The 17,858-nt window shown below is 36.2% G+C and carries 15 protein-coding genes, 1 other RNA gene and 1 riboswitch; of the genes, 5 read left to right on the forward strand and 11 right to left on the reverse strand.

All coding sequences use genetic code 11. The annotated features are described in order from the left end of the window. Window positions 1–16 precede the first annotated feature (16 nt). Both H514_RS0105225 and H514_RS0105230 read right to left on the reverse strand, forming a co-directional pair. A complete protein-coding gene (locus tag H514_RS0105225) occupies window positions 17–679 on the reverse strand; it encodes a methionine ABC transporter permease (RefSeq protein WP_027446017.1) in 663 nt (220 codons plus the stop codon). Further along, window positions 669–1,697: a methionine ABC transporter ATP-binding protein gene (locus tag H514_RS0105230; protein ID WP_027446018.1), complete on the reverse strand. Its 1,029-nt coding sequence runs from the start codon at window positions 1,695–1,697 to the stop codon at window positions 669–671. Before H514_RS0105230 ends, H514_RS0105225 begins: the two co-directional genes overlap by 11 nt. 84 nt (window positions 1,698–1,781) lie before the next feature. Continuing rightward, window positions 1,782–1,896: riboswitch (SAM riboswitch) on the reverse strand. Window positions 1,897–2,179: 283 nt separating this feature from the next. On the opposite strand from H514_RS0105230, the gene H514_RS24940 reads away from it, so the two are divergent. Next, on the forward strand, window positions 2,180–2,356 hold the full coding sequence (locus H514_RS24940; protein WP_169449750.1) for a hypothetical protein: 177 nt from the start codon (window positions 2,180–2,182) through the stop codon (window positions 2,354–2,356). A gap of 80 nt (window positions 2,357–2,436) precedes the next feature. On the opposite strand, the gene H514_RS0105240 is transcribed toward H514_RS24940, so the two are convergent. Both H514_RS0105240 and H514_RS0105245 read right to left on the reverse strand, forming a co-directional pair. Then, window positions 2,437–3,546 (reverse strand): metal ABC transporter solute-binding protein, Zn/Mn family, encoded by a 1,110-nt coding sequence (locus H514_RS0105240; protein WP_027446019.1) that lies wholly within the window; start codon window positions 3,544–3,546, stop codon window positions 2,437–2,439. Between the two features lie 107 nt (window positions 3,547–3,653). Beyond that, window positions 3,654–4,076, reverse strand: coding sequence for a Fur family transcriptional regulator (locus H514_RS0105245; protein ID WP_027446020.1), 423 nt, complete (start codon window positions 4,074–4,076; stop codon window positions 3,654–3,656). 169 nt (window positions 4,077–4,245) lie between these two features. Between H514_RS0105245 and H514_RS0105250 the strand changes: the two genes are divergently transcribed. After that, a complete protein-coding gene (locus H514_RS0105250; protein WP_197063109.1) occupies window positions 4,246–5,253 on the forward strand; it encodes a permease in 1,008 nt (335 codons plus the stop codon). Between the two features lie 12 nt (window positions 5,254–5,265). Next, entirely contained in the window at window positions 5,266–6,219 is a 954-nt protein-coding gene (locus tag H514_RS0105255) for a TIGR03943 family putative permease subunit (protein ID WP_027446022.1), read from the forward strand. Between the two features lie 190 nt (window positions 6,220–6,409). Here H514_RS0105255 and H514_RS0105260 read toward each other — a convergent pair whose 3' ends face one another. Further along, window positions 6,410–7,564 carry a D-alanyl-D-alanine carboxypeptidase family protein gene (locus tag H514_RS0105260; RefSeq protein WP_027446023.1) on the reverse strand — a complete coding sequence of 385 codons (1,155 nt, stop codon included), beginning with the start codon at window positions 7,562–7,564 and terminating at the stop codon, window positions 6,410–6,412. 538 nt (window positions 7,565–8,102) lie between these two features. Next, on the reverse strand, window positions 8,103–9,179 hold the full coding sequence (locus H514_RS0105265; RefSeq protein WP_027446024.1) for an NAD(P)/FAD-dependent oxidoreductase: 1,077 nt from the start codon (window positions 9,177–9,179) through the stop codon (window positions 8,103–8,105). Between the two features lie 155 nt (window positions 9,180–9,334). Here H514_RS0105265 and H514_RS23900 point away from each other — a divergent pair, with 155 nt between their 5' ends. Both H514_RS23900 and H514_RS0105275 read left to right on the forward strand, forming a co-directional pair. After that, on the forward strand, window positions 9,335–9,823 hold the full coding sequence (locus H514_RS23900) for a hypothetical protein (RefSeq protein ID WP_051255037.1): 489 nt from the start codon (window positions 9,335–9,337) through the stop codon (window positions 9,821–9,823). 245 nt (window positions 9,824–10,068) lie between these two features. Then, window positions 10,069–11,022, forward strand: a complete 954-nt coding sequence (locus H514_RS0105275) for an arsenic resistance protein (protein WP_027446025.1) — start codon at window positions 10,069–10,071, stop codon at window positions 11,020–11,022. Window positions 11,023–11,189: 167 nt separating this feature from the next. On the opposite strand, the gene H514_RS0105280 is transcribed toward H514_RS0105275, so the two are convergent. The 5 genes from H514_RS0105280 to smpB form a co-directional block, all read right to left on the reverse strand. Further along, the gene (locus H514_RS0105280; RefSeq protein ID WP_027446026.1) at window positions 11,190–11,552 is read right to left on the reverse strand and encodes a Na-translocating system protein MpsC family protein; all 363 of its coding nucleotides are present in this window, start codon (window positions 11,550–11,552) and stop codon (window positions 11,190–11,192) included. A 118-nt stretch (window positions 11,553–11,670) separates the two neighbouring features. Next, the gene (locus H514_RS0105285; RefSeq protein WP_027446027.1) at window positions 11,671–14,298 is read right to left on the reverse strand and encodes a DUF2309 domain-containing protein; all 2,628 of its coding nucleotides are present in this window, start codon (window positions 14,296–14,298) and stop codon (window positions 11,671–11,673) included. A gap of 6 nt (window positions 14,299–14,304) precedes the next feature. Further along, window positions 14,305–15,825 carry an NADH dehydrogenase subunit 5 gene (locus H514_RS0105290; RefSeq protein ID WP_027446028.1) on the reverse strand — a complete coding sequence of 507 codons (1,521 nt, stop codon included), beginning with the start codon at window positions 15,823–15,825 and terminating at the stop codon, window positions 14,305–14,307. A 626-nt stretch (window positions 15,826–16,451) separates the two neighbouring features. Further along, window positions 16,452–16,810, reverse strand: a transfer-messenger RNA (tmRNA) gene (ssrA, locus tag H514_RS24240). Between the two features lie 128 nt (window positions 16,811–16,938). Beyond that, window positions 16,939–17,409, reverse strand: coding sequence for an SsrA-binding protein SmpB (smpB, locus tag H514_RS0105295; RefSeq protein WP_027446029.1), 471 nt, complete (start codon window positions 17,407–17,409; stop codon window positions 16,939–16,941). Between the last annotated feature and the right edge of the window lie 449 nt (window positions 17,410–17,858).

A 17,858-nucleotide genomic window follows, 5' to 3' on the forward strand; every position in this document is an offset into this window, starting at 1 on the left:
AATATTATTTCCTCCTTTAATGTCTGCGAATTTTTCTTGATAATTGATTCCCAACTGTTTGAATCACCTGTACGATGACAACAAGTAATAAAACCGTTATGATCATGACTTCTGTTTCAAACCGTTGATAACCGTATGCAATGGCCAAGTCACCAAGTCCTCCTCCGCCAACAAAACCTGCCATGGCGGATGCACCTACCAGACCAATTGCTGCGATCGTAATATTAAGGACCAGGGAACTAAGTGCCTCTGGGATTAATACGCGAAAGACAATCTGCCATGATGTAGCTCCCATTGCTTCTGTCGCTTCTACTACGCCTGGTTCAACCTCTAGTAAACTACTTTCAACGAGGCGTGCGATGAATGGCCCAGAGAATAATACCAAGGGAACTACTGCTGCTGCGGTTCCTATTGACGTCCCCACGATCAATCGTGTAATAGGTAAAATCGCTACAAGCAAAATGATAAAGGGTATGGACCTGAAGAAATTGACTATAGCGTTTAATACCTTAAACAAAGGACCATTTTGCAGCAATCCATTCGGTCGAGTTACGACAAGCGCAACACCGAGCGGTAATCCAATCAGCGAGGCGAAAACCAGTGCAATCCCAACCATTAATAATGTTTCATTTGTAGCTTCTAAAATTTTTGGCCAAAATGTATGTAGATCAACCTGCATGTGCTGTCACCTCCTTCAATTGGACTGAAGTTTGAAGATAATGAATGGCCTTTAGAATTTCTGATTGTTCTCCTTGTAACTCCACGATTAAATTTCCAAATGGTACTCCTTGAAGCTCTGTGATCTGCCCATGTAAAACATTCACCTCTACATCAAAACCTTTCGAAACCCTCGAAAGAATCGGTTCGCCTGTTGTTTCGTTTACAAACGTAATACGATAAATGTGTCGGCTTCTTTCTTGATCAGAAAGCAATCGTAAAATCGATTCCGGTATCTCATCCTGCATCACAGTTCGCACGAAATTCTTAGTGGTTTGATGCTTTGGATTTGAAAATACATCGAAAATGGTTCCCTGCTCAATGAGCTGCCCCTGTTCCATCACTGCAACTTGATCACAAACCTCTCGGATCACATTCATTTCATGCGTGATCATTAAAATCGTAATGTTATATTCATCCCGAACCCGTTTTAATAAATCTAATATTGACTTTGTAGTTTCTGGATCGAGTGCAGAAGTGGCTTCATCGCAAAGCAATATTTCTGGTGATGTGGCTAATGCTCGAGCAATCCCAACACGTTGTTTTTGACCACCTGAAAGTTGATCAGGGTATTGAGTGGATTTGTCACTTAACCCGACAAACTCTAGAATTTCCGTTACTCGAGAATCAATTTCCTTTTTCGGAACTCCTGCTAAAGACAGTGGAAAAGCCACATTGTGATAAACGTTTTTCGACTCAAGTAGGTTAAAATGCTGAAAAATCATCCCGATCTTTCGTCGCTGTTCTCTTAGTTCAGATTTCTTTAATGAAGCCATATCACGATCATTCAGTAATACACTTCCACTTGTGGGGCGCTCTAACAAATTCACTAAACGAATTAGCGTACTCTTGCCTGCTCCACTAAACCCAATTACTCCAAAAATCTCACCTTTCTCTACCTTCAGCTCAACATCATTCACCGCCTTAAACGAAGTTCCATTACTTTCATAAACCTTGGTAACATGATCAAAATGAATCATTCGCATTGCTCCTTTCTGAATAAAAAAATCCCCTCTTCTCAAAAAAAGAGAAGAGGGGATTACATGGCATATGTAAACCGTCTCTTCTCATCTTTCAAACATTGCATTTGCTGGAATTGGCACAGTGTTTTATGCGAAATACATAAAACCCGCTGCCGAGGTTTCAAAGGGCCAGTCCCTCCACCTCTCTGGATAAGAAGAATTTTATTACTATTCAGTTATTTGTTGAAAACAATCATAATTCATAAAGGGATTCAATGTCAAACACTATTTTCAAAAAAATTAATATATTTACGGGGGAGCGAAAATCCTTTGATCCCTGATAACTCCTATTCTATTAAGTGATAAAGAAATTATGATGAAAAAATTCAAAAAATATATGATAAAAAAATTACTGATGTTGAAAAGGAACAAAGACACTTTAACGTATATTCTTTTCACCTAATTCTCATACTAAAAAAAAGAAAGAAGGAGAGATTTTCATGTCCAAACGTACCAAAAAACATGATGCCCAACAAAAAAATAAAGATGGTTTTGACTCCAGCAAACAGGATTCAGAATTTGCAGGTGAAATCGGAAGTGCTGCGGCAAATCAAGCACATAAAGAAAAAGCGAAAAAAGCACGGAAATCGAATAGTAGTAACAGGCCGTTAGATTAATTTAAAAGCAAATTGAAGCAAAAGACTTCTTAAAAATTTTAAGAAGTCTTTTTTTATGGAACTAACAGAAATCCCCTTTTTTATTCCAATACTTTTTCTAATACATCTAAGTTTTTTCTCATTAAGCTGAAATAATCCTCATTTTCCTTACGTTCTTCTTCAGTTAATACAGATATATTGTGCAATTGTAACGCCTCAGCACCAATTTGATTTTGAATTACTTTTGCTACTTTCGGTGTAACGTTTTGCTCAAATAAAATATATTTAAGATTGTACTTTTCTGACTTCTTTATAATACGTTCTAACTCTTTTTGAGAAGGTTCATTGGTTGAAGATAGACCTGAAATGGCAATTTGCTTGATTCCATAAGACTCCTCCCAATATCCATAAGCTGCATGTGAAACTAAAATCTTATTATTTTCAGTTGTTTCTAATGTTTGGCGGAATTCTTGATCAAGTTCTTCAAGGGTAGCCTTTAATTCCTCAAAGTTTTGCTCAAAATCTTTTTTAGCTTCCGGTTTTAACTCAACAAGTTCATTTTTAATATTTTCAGCAAGTTGAATAGCTCGAATCGGATCTAACCATACGTGTGGATCTTTATCTCCATGGTCATGTGAATGTTCTTCTTCACTAGCATGGTCTTCCTCATCTCCATGCACTTCTTCATGTGCGTGGTCCTCATGACCTTTTCCATGCTCTTCTTCATGTGCGTGGTCCTCATGACCTTTTCCATGCTCTTCTTCATGTGCATGATCTTCATGACTCTCTTCATGCTCTTCTTCATGTTCTGAGTTAGAGTGGCTTAGATATTTGACTTCCTTAGCAGCTTCTATTATTTTCACTTTTTCATCTTTCAAAGACTCAGAGATTTTTTCTGCGTACGTTTCAATCCCTCCACCATTATAAATAAAGGCATCTGCTTCAGCGATCCTTACCATCATTTTGGCAGTCGGCTCAAAAGTATGAGGATCAGAACCGGCAGGTAGAATGGAATCTACTTCTACATGGTTTCCTCCGATTTTTTCAGTAAAGTCTTTAAGTGGAAATAATGTAGTATAGATTTGTAGTTCACTGGTAGTTGAAGAAGTATTTGAATCCTCTTTGCTATCATTTGAACTTACTTGGTTATCTCCACTGCACCCGACGATAAGTATAAGACTTAATACAGTTAGAATTTGTAATAATTTCATGTTTCTCTCCCCTCATCATTCACTTTTCAAAAAAATTATATCGTAATGATTACGTTTTGTAAATCGTAAATGTTACGATTTAATCCAAAAAAATAAAACCAGCGCCTCTAGCACTGGTTTATTTGACAGGATGGACACTGGCCGTAAACTTCAAAAAAATGATTATCAATTTGGTAATTTGGTAAGTTTGATTCAACTTTCTCAATAGGACACACATCAATCGGTGTCATCGTTCCACAAGATTTACAAATAAAATGATGATGATGTCCATGTGTCTCGCAATGGAATCCGAAGTGTTTTTCTCCATTCAGTACAGTGTATTCCAAAATACTCAATTCAGCCATCGTATATAAATTCCGATATACTGTATCATAACTAGCTCCAGAGAATTCTTCTTGCAACCTTTTCCACACATTCTGCGCAGAAACATATTGATCATATAAAGAGAGGATTTCAAGTAACTTCTCTCGCTGTTTCGTATGCTTATACCCATTATCTTTTAAAATTTGTAAGGCTCTTTCTACGTTCATCGCTATCATCCTTTAATTTATAGCTATATGGTTATTATAACGAAAAGTATGTTTGGATGTATATTCTTTCGTTTTTTAAAAGAAGATATTCATTTTTTACATAGAGGTTAGTATAATAAAAGTAGTAAATCGTAACAAATACAATTTAGAATCCAGGAGGCTTAGTTTCTTGTTCACCAAAACCGCTAGATTCTTCACCCAGTTTTTTATTTACATAATCCTATTTCTTATATTGATTATTTTTCTAATTGGAGATTTTATCCCTGTAGATAACTATGTAACAGTACCGACAAAGCTTTTGGATATAAACACTATATTTCTAAGCATCTTTTTAGAAGCTATTCCATTTGTATTGCTTGGTGTATTTATCTCAGCACTCATCCAAACATTCATAAAAGAGGATCATTTACAACGTTATATCCCCTCCAATCCTATCGTAGCAACTGTTCCAGCTGTGGTGATTGGAGCTATATTTCCAGTATGTGAATGTGCTATTGTTCCGATTGTTCGCCGGCTCATTCAGAAAGGGATGCCATTGCATGTTGGTTTTGTTATTTTAGTTTCAGCTCCTATATTAAACCCAATCGTGTACCTTTCAACTTATTATGCCTTTCAATCTACACCTATAATCGCTCATTCTAGAATGGGACTTGCATTAATTGTATCGCTCTTAATTGGGCTATTTATCTATTTCTTTTATGGTAATAAAAATCAGCTAAAAAATACGGATCATGCGAATCACCACACCCATGATCATGATCACCATCATCATTCTAGTAAGTTAAAAGAAACGCTTTACCATGCTAGTGATGAATTTTTCGATATGGGTAAGTTCTTGTTGTTTGGGGCATTAGTAGCAAGTGTTGTACAAGCATACCTAGCTAGAGAGACTCTTTTAGAAATCGGAAGTGGAACAATTTCAGGACCTGTGGCAATGATGGGGTTAGCTTACGTATTGTCATTATGCTCTGAAGCAGATGCTTTTGTAGCTTCTTCTTTTAAAGGTGTAACATCTGGCGCGGCTCTTTTAAGCTTTCTTGTATATGGACCTATGATTGATTTAAAAAATACGATTCTATTATTCGCTTATTTTAAAAAGAAATTTGTCATGGGCTTCTTGATCATTGTAACTTTCATAGTATTTTGGATCACATTGTTATACCAACTTTGGATGTAAGGAGGACAAGCTATGAATCAGAAAACCCATATGCTTTTTAGAAGCGTAATATTAACAGGTTTCACCTTATTGGTTTTCAAACTACTCGTAACACAAGATTTGTTCAATTATATTGCACCGAAAATGCAACCCTTCTTTTATTTTACATTGATTGTATTGTTTATTCTTTCGTATGTACAGTTTAGTCGAAAGAATCAGAAGGAAGAAGATACTCATTGTAATTGCAACCACGAGCACTCCTATACAAAATCTTTTAAAAAGTCGTTCTTAGTGTATGGGCTTTTCATTCTTCCGATTTTTTCCGGCTTTTTATACTCAGATCATACACTTGGATCCGAAATGGCGAAGAAAAAAGGGTTCAAATATGAGATAGCTTCTGATAGCAATGAAACACCTGATAACCCAGAAAACTTGAATAATCAGTCTGAAACAAAACCAAAGATGGAGGAAGAAAAAGAGATAGAGAATACAAATAATACGTCTCAAGAAAACAATTCACAAAACGACCAAGGTACAAATCTAAATGGCATCTTAACACCAAAAAAACTTTATCCAGAACGTTACAAAAAAATGCTTCAAACAGATAGGTTTCATCTTTCAGCAGATAATTATATTGGAACAATTAATATATTAGAAGAAGAACCAAATACATTTAAAGGGAAGTCTATTAAATTTAACGGATTTATTTTTAGAGAAGATTCGTTTAATTCCAATCAAATTGTAGTTGGAAGAATGGGCGTATCTTGTTGTGTTGCGGATGCTGGGATTTTTGGTCTTATGGTTAAAGGTAGTGATTTTAGTTCATTCCCTACCGACTCATGGGTGGAAGTCACTGGTACTATAATCGTGAAAAAATATAAAGGCTGGTCGCTTCCTATGGTTAAAATGAAGTCCATAAAGAAAATCAAAAAGCCTACACAACCCTATGTTTATGAGAATATTGATTTTAACAACTTACCGAATTAACGCTAAAAAACCCCTCAAATGAGGGGTTTTTTCTTAATACGCACCTACATTAAAGAAAATTATACTTCAACAAATGCCTATTTGGGGGACAAAGTACGGTGAAAGTCAATAGATACGACTTCTTCACACAACTTTAAAACCATCTAAAAAACTCCCTGAGAAGCTTTGTTCTCAAGGAATTTTAATGAATTTAAGATCTTTTAAAAAAATTCTCTTTGGAAAGTTTTGTTTTATAAAGAATGAAACAAAATACCATTAACAATAATAATACAATAATAATACTTAAAGAAGCCATAAGTGATGAATCATCCTCTTCTTCTTTGCTATTAGAAGTTAAGGATTTATATTGCTTGTCATCTTTTTTGTTTTTCATCTCTATTAAGGGGGATATCCCCTGAACCTTTTCCGCATCATTGATCACATTCAACATCTCGCCATTACTCACCCCGTACATTAATTGGTCTTGAACTGGATGGGTAACATAAAATTCTTCCCCTTTAGAGAAACTTGATATTTTAAAATTGTCAAAACCATAATCAAGAAGTTTCTTTGTATCCTCATAGGCTATGGACTGCCTTTCACTATTCAAAGTGATCACGATAAGACTTAGGTTATTTCTCTTAGCAGAAGTAGCTAATGTAAAACCTGATTCGTCTACATACCCTGTTTTCCCACCTGTTATCCCTTCATATGGATCCTCTCGCATTAGCTTATGATGAGTGTAAAGCGTGGTATCCCATGCTTCTCCATCCCACTTTAATGATTTCGTACCAAATAGCTCTCGGAAAACTTCATTCTTCATTGCATATTGTGTAATTTTGACTAGATCTTTGGCTGTCGTAACGTGTTTAGGATCAAAAAGTCCATGTGGATTAGCAAACGTGGTGTTCTCTACACCAACCTCACTAGTTAAATATTCATTCAGATCCGCAGCGAATTGTTCCTCACTACCACTCATATGCTGAGCAATCGCAACACCCGCATCATTACCAGAATTGATTAAAAGCCCTTGTAGGAGCTTTTTCAATGTAACCTTCTCCCCTTCATCAAGGTAGACCCTCGTACCTTCAATAGATCTTGCCTCCTTAGTGACAGTTACCATTTCATCTAAATTTCCTTTTTCAATTGCATAAATAGCAGTCGCAATTTTTGTTAAACTAGCTGGATACATTTCTTTTCCTGCATTTTTTGTGTACAGCACTTTCCCAGAATTAGATTCTATTAGTATAACTGCCTCACTATTTACTTCTGGTGGTAAAGGATCTGGTTGCGCAATAGTTTTTGGTATAGAAATTAAAAATATAAAAAAGATCATGGTAATGATTAATGAAAATTGTTTTTTCATATTATCAGCCTCTACTAGTTAATGAATAGAAAGAAATGATTATGATTCAAACATATTTATTGCTCATAGAAGGAATAGACCAAATCCAAACAAAAATTAGATTAATAGAGTAAAATAAAATCCCAATTCATGACGGTTTAATCAATTAGATCACAATCTATTTTCTTTATTCTACAAAAGAATCTTTCAAATTATGAATGTATTTAAGAAAATATCATGAAAATCTTTATTAACTGACTTTCTGATAGAAGCGAGTCAGATTTTGAGGTAACTAAACAAAATATCATTTGCTTACCTTTTGTTAAGATTTCTTATAGTATTACATGAGCATGTAGTCATACACTAAAAGTTTGGGGGTGATTTGTCAAAATGAATTAAATGGAAATATAGTTTTGAGGTTAGGCCTATCCAGTAGATGTAAGAATATTAATTTACCTCAATGAGTATGATACAACTACTCATCGAGGTAGTGAATTATGGCTATGCTAAACGATTTGTCTCATTAAACTTTTGTGACTTTACATTCTGAATATAAGTACTACTTCATAAATGGACGAAGTATATAACTAAGTGTATTTAGTGAGTTAAACTTACTAGGTTTAAAAAATTTCTTCCCCCAATAACCATCTAAGCCACTTACGATCTTATCCATAGTAGGATTCTCTGTTCTTTCAATTGCTTTACGAAGAGTAAGTGAATGGTTATAACTTTTCCTTATCGGTTTGATTAACTTTTCATATTGGCCTTCCCCACATATATCATTTGCAGCATATATGCCTGTTAAAAGAGAAGAAAATTGTCCAAAACCCAGAAACGGCATTAGAGCTCCGAAACAGTTACCAGTAAAGAAAGTGTTTCCAATACGTGGATATATACATCTTCCTATTAAATAATCTTTGACATGGAACTGATCCGTTACCTTTAGAGATTGATTAAACCGTGAACATAAAATGTCATAGAAATTCTGCCACATTTGGTCCTCATCTTGTATGGAAGAGAATTGTGGGTAGGCAATAACTATATTTGCCTCTTTTTCAGAAAAAGGGATTACATAGGCATAACCATTAGGAACGATCTTATGATTAAACCAAACATATATTGAAGATTGTTTAAAATCCCCTTCAACCGTTGCTCCTTTTAAAGTAACAGAGCGATCTACTTCATAGTTGTTTAAGTCTAGGGCATATCCGGCGTCACCTGTTGCCAAAATGACATGAGAATACTCTTTTAGTAATTCTTCGTATGTAAACGTTGATTGATAGTGTATCTTAGATGATACTTGCTGTTTTAATTGTTGTTCAAAAGAATGTTTATGGCGACCTCGTATGTTAATAAAACCCACCTGCTCATTAACTATTGCTTTTTTATTTTCTGAATGGATATTTAGCTGATTTATTAGGTTTGATGGTTTCAAGAAAATGTTATGTTCTTCTGCAAGAAACTGGTAATTATTATTAACAGGGCTAGTAAGGAATGATAAGAATAATTCCGCATTAATAAAACGGTCTCCGACATCGCTTCTCTTTTCAAAAATATGCGGAGAAATCCCATTCCTCTCCAACGTGATGGCACAAGCCAGTCCAGATAATCCTGCACCCATAATTGCTACTTTCATTTTAAAACCCCATCGTTTTCTATTTTATTTTTATTCTCTCCTAAAACAAGACTATATATGATTAACAAAAAGCAAATTCATCATAAAGGTTTTATTTTACTATATTTGGTAATGATTAATATTATATTATTAATTTACCCTAAGGAGTTTAGTTTATGGATAAATATAACCCTAAAGTTGCTACTTATATGAGTATTATTGGGTGCGGAGCGGGGCAGCTTTATAACCAACAGATACTCAAAGGGATTTCGTTTGTTTTAGTAGGCACCTATTTCAATTTAAAAGCAAACTTAAATGAAGCTATTCTTTACAGTTTTTTAGCTGATATACACATTGCACATGAAATATTAAATTATGAATGGGGAATGAATTATTTAAGTGCTTTTTATTTTTCTATGTGGGATGCCTATTATAACGCATATAAAAATTCCTATTCTGCCCCCCCACGTTCCACTACTGCAATTCCATTTATAACAGCAGTCATTTTTGGTGATTTAGGTATATTTTACAATCATTTAATCTATATCGGACCAATATTCGGGGGCATTGTTGGCTCTTTAATAGGTGTTTTAATTGGAAAAATCATAGAAAGATTCATAAAAACGGGGATCTTTCATCGAAGAACTGGTGAGGTTCAGGAGTAAACTACATTTTATGTAGTGTTAATACGGCGAGGTTAACGATCACTTTCAAGTGTAAAAAGGACTTTACATAGCATACTGTCGATAAGTAATGAGAATGAGATAATAGCGGATTTAGTATATAAGACTAAGAGCTAAAATGGTCACTCCTAGTGCAGCTGTAGTATCATGAATGTAAAGCCAAAGAGTTTTTAGTGCTGAAATTAACGGTCTGTTTAAAATCTGTTATCGTCAGGTGTGAGTCCATAATGAACTTACTCGAAAAGTTATATACTTTGATTATTTTCTTAGCGATTATTATTGGCATAAGTATTGGACAAATAGAACGAATACAAGCTAATGCAGAAACGTTTATTGTTCCTTTACTCGTAGTTATGCTCTATATTACTTTCTTACAAATTCCTTTTGAAGAAATAAAGAAGTCTTTTAAAAACATTACTTTCACATATACTTCAATAACTATGAACTTTGTATGGACACCCGCATTTGCATGGTTACTCGCAATGGTATGGTTAGGTGACATTCCAGCATTGTATATTGGGTTTATCATGCTAATGGTCACACCATGTACGGACTGGTACTTAATTTTTACTGTGATAGCGAAAGGAAATGTTGCATTATCCACAGCTATCTTACCTCTAAACCTAACTTTACAGTTCGTTTTGTTACCCATTTACCTCCTTATTTTTAGTGGGACGTCAGGAGTAGTAGAACCGTGGGTTTTGTTTGAAAGCATTCTGACTGTTTTATTCATACCATTCGTTTTAGCTGTTTTAACAAAATTCCTTTTGAAAAACAATGAACAAGTGAGAGATCACTTGATATCTAACCTTAGTATGTTTCCCATTATTTTTTTAAGCCTTGCCATTGTAGCCATGTTTGCTTCACAAGGGCAATTATTGTTAGATAACCTCAATTTAATGTGGCAAATTACTATCCCTATACTTTTATTTTTTATGATTAATTTTTTCATCAGTCAAACGGTAGGAAAATTTATGAGATTCCCTTACCCAGACCGAGTAAGTTTAAGTTTGACTACTTTAGCTAGAAATTCACCAATCGCTTTGGCAATTGCCATGACCGCTTTTCCCGACCAACCATTAATTGCATTGACATTAGTTATAGGTCCGCTTTTAGAATTACCTATTCTGGCCATCATCTCACAGGTTTTATTATTGATTTCTAAGTATAAAAATATTTAAACAGTCGAAATCACCCATCATATTGTTGGTTAACAAGAAAGAAGACAGAATTCCATTGGAATTCTGTCTTTATATATAGTCATATAGAATTATTATTTTCATGAGGCATCTTATCTTTGTTTTTTCTACTAACGAAAAATCCTTTTTAGAAATTAAGGAAAATTACGTTAAAAGTTTTTTTCAAGGTCATTAAATAAATGAAATACCATCACTCGTTCACCTGTACGAGTGCTTATATCGGTATGAAAACTTTTCACTTTTTCTCCAGTTACAGTTAGTATAATATCCTTAAGATCTTCGATTCCGGATTCAACTAACTCCGAACGAGTTTTTTTTATCGTTAACATTCCCTCTTTTGTTTCACAAACTCTATATTCAGCCGGTGTTAAAATACCTTTTAAATTAACAATTATCATATCCCTTAATATATCTGTCTTAACAGATACAGACCCACGCCCAAGAAAGTCCTTTTCCCATTGAGTAATTGCCTTGCTTACCTCAGCTTCATAAGAACCTTTAGATATTTTCATTTATATACATCTCCTATCGCAAAATTGGTCTATTCGTTTTTAAAATTTCGAGAAGATATATACTTATAAAGTTGAGTGTCCTCTTTAATAAACTTCTCATCCCTATTTTCTTATATCTTTACCAGTTTTTCCACCGTCCTTCTGGATCAACACTAGCAAGTCGAACCCATCCATTTTTAACTTTTTCTCGAAATGCTGAATCATTATTTAATAACCGTTTTACATATTGGCTAGGTGCGTGGATAACAACCAACAATCGAAGAGGAGAATGATAAGTCTCGTGATCTGATTGCATGACGGATTGCCAAGGAAGTCCGGCTAACAAGTCACTTCCATTCCCCTGCATAACACCAAGACCTGCTGTAACGGTTTGAGTTGCTTTATTTCCACTACCATAATAATGTGGTGCTACCGTAGAAGCATAATATTGTAAATTAATCCACTGGGCCACTGTTCCTGGTCCTGCAATAATGTTAGCTAGGAGATCCCCATTTTCATCCTGTTTCCAATCATAATTATGAAGAAAAGCTCTACCTTCCAAATCACAATTCTGAGTTAGTTCACGTTGTCCGATAATAAAAGCTGCATTTCCGGCTAATCCCCATTCCGGACGTACCTCACTCCAATCTTCAGCAAATCTATGTGCCTCAGTTTGTGGATTTTTTAATTTCGATTGGAAATTCGGTAATTGGGCTAGACGCTCAGCATTTGCATTTTGACTTACTTTCGGCATAATAGCCTCGATATGATCAAATGCTTCTTGTGCAGCTTCGGAAAGTTCAGGAACATATAGCCAGTGTAATTCATCTACCGTTGTTTTATGCTCAGCAGCTACGAAAACCGTGTCCACAGGGATTTCAATTCCTTCAGAAGACAGCCCTTCTCTTACCTCCGGAAGGTTGCACAATGCTGCTAAAACCCTTGCATTGAATCCGCCTGACTCTCCACCGCAGGCACCACAGTCTAAAGATGAAGCATAAGGATTATTGGTACTTTGGCTACCATGTCCGCATATCACGACTAATGGTGCGAAATCCTTTATTAACCCCATCATTTTCAGAGCTTGGCGAGCATAATACACCTTTTCTTCTTCAGAGAAACCAATGGGTATCTCCTCACCTGTATTATGAACATGATTAAGCGTTAGTTTTGTTTCAGGTTTACGTAACCATGTTTCACGAAGATTACGAATGAAACGATCTGCTCTCTTTGGTACAAAGCTACGGGTTACCATTTGAAGAGTAAGCCAAGGACCACTAACCTCCGGTAAAAGTAAGCTGGCAAGCACATTCTGTTTCATTGTTTTAAATGTATAACTTAATGAACTCACTGCCTGCTTACGTTGTTGATATTTTGAAAATACTCCATCATCATCAACGATCTCTTTTATTTTACGTTGTGGCTTTAGTATAACCGGCAAAGAAGAATGGCAGTGATGACTCCCGAGTTCACTCGTTGCAATCGGTAACCCGAAGAAACCAGCAATTCCAATCGTTTCAATAGAACCTTCTTTTTCAAGTTGACGACGAAAAGGTTCTGAACGTACATCAATGCAGAATGCTAATTGAGCTAATGAAGATTTTTCACCGTTGGCCTCATGTTGTTTAGAAGCTATCTTCTGACTTAATTGATCTGCATGTGTTTGTTCCCAAGCTTCTAACCAAATTTTCCTGCGAACCTTATCATCAAAGCTGTGGGCAAATGATAAATATTCATACTTTTTAGTGGAAGACATCTGTGACCATTCCTCGATTGTAAGGCCTCCCCAATGGATCCAAGAGGCTAACAAGGGAGTAATCGAAACTTTCTTCTCTGATCGTTGATTGGTCAAAGGTAGGTGAGGCTTAATAATTGTGTACTCCATGGAAATACGAACTGCTAAATATTCTGTTAAGAGCTCATGTTCATGTCTTGATTGTTCGGAGTGCCAAAGCATCATTCCTGCCCATCCAGGTAAAGAGAGCAGATGAGCTTCAAGATATGGCTGTATCTTTGATCTAGGAATTTCTAGTTTGGCTAATGCTTCTTTTAAAGCCATATGTGGATCTTGTGGCCAATCCTTTAAGTTTTTACGCTGTTGTTTATTAAGTGCCGGATCGTATTGAATGAGACGTTGCCAAGTATGATAGAAACCTTCCTGACGGTTTGGCATTGTCCAACCTGCCTGTGATCCATCAAGATATAATTTACACCACTTGATGCAATGATGATCGAGAATATTGACTAACCTTTCACCATTTCGATCCTCTAAATGCGAACTTATTGGTTGCATAAAAGAACTCTCGATACTCCCCATATTCAGTCCACTAAATTCCTCTACCGATTTCTCCAACTCATGTGATGATAAAAGGCTAGAAGGTAATGGATCTAATTTTAGCGCTGCATGACAAAATCGCTCTGCCACGTTCCTTGGGATATTAAAGGAATGTGAATCAAGCCAACGCTGCAGCCTCATATTCACAAAATCCTCATGAATCTCTCCTCTACTCTTGGCAGAGAGGATCATAGAGGCACTAGGATAGAGATCAACATCAAGAATATCCTTAAACCAACCAGCAACCTGTTCAAAAGATTGCTTTTCAAGTCCCATCCATGGATTACGTGCTGCAAATGTAGAAATTGGCCAAAGTGGTGCAATCACTCGGCTCGCTGATTCAATTAAAACATCGATATCACTATCTTGAAAATTAAAATTTGTACCTTTCTTCTCCACATTTTCTTTGGTTAATCCAGATGTTTCGCACATCACTCATTACCTCCTTGCTATATACTGTTTAAGGTAGTTTGGATGACTGTCTACTGACTTTGGTTTTGCTTCACCTAATCTTACTAACCAAAGATAGAGTATTGCGAAGGAAACAGAAGAACCATTACGAGCTATCCACGTACCTAAAGTACTGCCAAATAATAATAAACTTACGACAATGATGACAACTGGAATTGGAGGTTGAGCACTTTGATAAACGGTTGTATGCAACCACTCATAGAATAGGTTATGAATGAGGATATAAACGATGGTAGCTCCTCCTAAAAATGAAAAGCCAGCAATCCGACCAATTCTCCCCTCTCCAAAAGCTACGAGCTGTGTCCAAGAAACGGACAATGACCACCCTAAGATTAGCGCACTTATCAGTTGATACCCATCTCCAGGAGCCATGAGCCAAAAAGCAACCCCTACAAGTAATCCTAATATCCGACCAGCCATGATCCATAAATAGGATAATCTTTCATTCACGCGAGACGATACTTCGAAACGACGTACTGCCGAACCAGCCTGTAAAAACAGCGTAGCTTTGAACAAACCGTGTAAAACAAGATGAATAATAGCTGCTAAATACGCTCCTAAAGCACACTGAATGAGCATAAATCCCATTTGTCCAATCGTAGAACCTACTAACTGACGTTTATAGTCAACCTGGACTAAACTAATTCCAGATCCAATCAATACAGATAAACTTGCAAGAATAAGTAAAATAACCGAAGCTGTACCACCATTAAATAGAGGTGAAAAGCGAGTTAGCATAATTCCACCCGCATTGACTAAACCTGCGTGCATAATCGCAGAAACAGGAGTCGGAGCAACAACAGACTCAATTAACCACCTTTGGAAAGGACATTGGGCCGCAGTAATTAACACCGCTAAAACAATCAATAAATTAATCCCTGTTCTCTCCCAAGCTCCAAGTTGAGCTAAACTTTCATTTGTTAGAGCCAATGATAACTGCCACTGACCTGTGACTTGAAAAAGCCAAATCACTGCGAATACTATCGAAAACCAACTTAATGTAAATAAGCGACCAGAAACCTTGGCAGCTTCATTTGCTACTTCCCATTCACTGTTTAACCTTATAAGTAAGGTTAAACCGACGAGAGTTACTCCCCAAGATATAACCATCAAGCGGAGATCACCACTTAGCCATGCAAGAGAGGCAAATCCTGTAGTGAAGGTAAAAAGGGTGAAATACTTACGATAAGAGCGATCTCCCATTAAGTAACGTACAGAAAAACGCTGAATGATTAAACCAATTGCAAGAACAAAAAAAGCCATTAACCAAGCTAAGGAATCCAAGTACCAAGGACCAACATTTCCTTTCACACTAGTATTAAAAAGAGCCACTAAGGAAACCAATGGCGGTAAAGCCACAATACCAATATGAATGCGAACAAAACTCAAGGGGACTCGTGGATGTAAAAACAATAGGCCACTTACCCCAGAGGCGATAAGCATAATAATAAATAATGTTAATGATGATGGCAAAAACGAAACTAACACAAAGCATTCTCCCCTCAAATGATGAAAGTATTAAAAAATTATTAAAAAGTCTTTCCATATATCTTTCTAAAAAAATCACACATTTATTTTAATCCATTACAACTTTTCTAATAAAATTGTGTTTACTCAACAAAAAAACCGACAACTTTAAAGATTCAATGATGATTTAAAGTCATCACTGAATCTTTAAAATTGCCGGCATCGCTTCAACTAACTTCAATGAAGTTTTTTGAAGAGCTACCTTTTATAGTATCAAAATACATTATGATTATAATTCCGCGTCTAATAAAAAAGTATCCTTAAATCTTACATACTAGAATATAAAATACACTGATTTATGTTACTTTTTCATTCAATTACTTTAGAAACTTTTTCATCCAGTCAATATTAAAATATTAAATAAATGCTAAAGCCCTTAACCAATTCAGAAATGAAAAAATAATCATCTATCAATTTTTTTAGTTATATAAAAAAATATACTAAATTATAAAGTTTGTCAATAACAAAGCGCCCTTATACTCTTTCCCTTTCATAGAAATCGCATTTGGGTGTTGAAGATTACGAATAAAAAATGGAAAACACTATTTCACGTCACAAAGACATAAAAAAACCACCAACATATGTATTGGTGGAGACGGTGGGAGTCGAACCCACGTCCAGAGATATCGTCACAATAGCTTCTACGAGCGTAGTCAGTATATTATGATTCGCTAACAATTCGACCTACTGACGGGCTTCCTTGTAGCTAGTCTTATTGGTCTCTTCGTTCATCCTAAGACGGCGAATGAACGCGTAGCCCACTTCAGTTTGAGACCCTTCAATCTACCACATGGGCGATGGCAGGAAGGATCCTCTAGGTCAGCTTATGCAGCTGCTAGAGAGTAATTGTTTTCTTTGCCAGTTATTATTGGCGTGGCACTTGACGCGTTACCATACGACTCGCTACTAAAGCTCGATCTATCCCTGTCGAATCCGTAACGTCCCCATATAAAAGTGGAGCAATTCACGGATAGGAGCTCTAGGCTCTCTATATTCAATTTGCTTTGTTTCCTTCAACTACATTTCTTATTATAACACGTGTGCAGCGTTTATCAAAGGAAACTGTTGGAAACCTTAACGTTTCAAGCTGTCTTTCACTGCGCGATCAATATCACGTTTCGCTTGCTTGCGTTTTAGGTCCTCACGTTTATCATATTTCTTTTTACCTTTTCCTAGACCAATTAAAACCTTTGCGACACCATTTTTTATATACATTTTTAATGGCACGATGGAATACCCTTGTTGCTGGGTCTCCCCGATCAGGCGATTAATTTCTTTTTTGTGTAAAAGAAGTTTTCGCATGCGGGTCGGTTCATGGTTAAACTGGTTACCTTGCTCGTAAGGAGAAATGTGCAGATTATGAAGGAACACTTCACCGTTTTTCACACGAGCGAAGGAGTCTTTCATATTCACACGACCTGCACGGATCGATTTGATTTCTGTCCCTTGTAGAACTATTCCTGCTTCGAATGTATCTTCAATGAAAAAGTCATGATTCGCTTTTTTATTTCTCGCTATTACATTTCCTTGTTGACCCTTTGGCATAATCGTTCCTCCTCATATTGCGTAACCTATATTGTATCAAATTCCTTTCACCTATTCCAATGAAACCACCTTTAAATGTTGAATGGGATGTTTTGATTTTTTATTAGGTGTCTTTTCCAGTTAAGCCCCCTTATCTTGAAGACTTGAATTAGAGATATATTGTGGTGGAGGTCCGTTGCTTTTGTGAGAGTAAGGGGATCGGTGAAACGGCAATACTCCTGCGGAAGACCGGCCGAGCTTCCTCGTTCGCAAGCTCTCTGCGGGATCTCGTCCGCCCTTTCTACCGCGGGAGTTTGCCGTTTCCCTCACCCCTTTGCTGTTATGAAAGTTAACGGACCCATGGCTGAGATCATTTTATCTCTTGCTTAAGGAAACTGTATTTTAGCTCTACATATAAGGCTTTAGATCACTTTGGTGCATATATGACTCGCCCCCATAATCTACATCAG

This window comes from Pontibacillus marinus BH030004 = DSM 16465 (assembly GCF_000425225.1).
Lineage (GTDB): Bacteria > Bacillota > Bacilli > Bacillales > BH030062 > Pontibacillus > Pontibacillus marinus.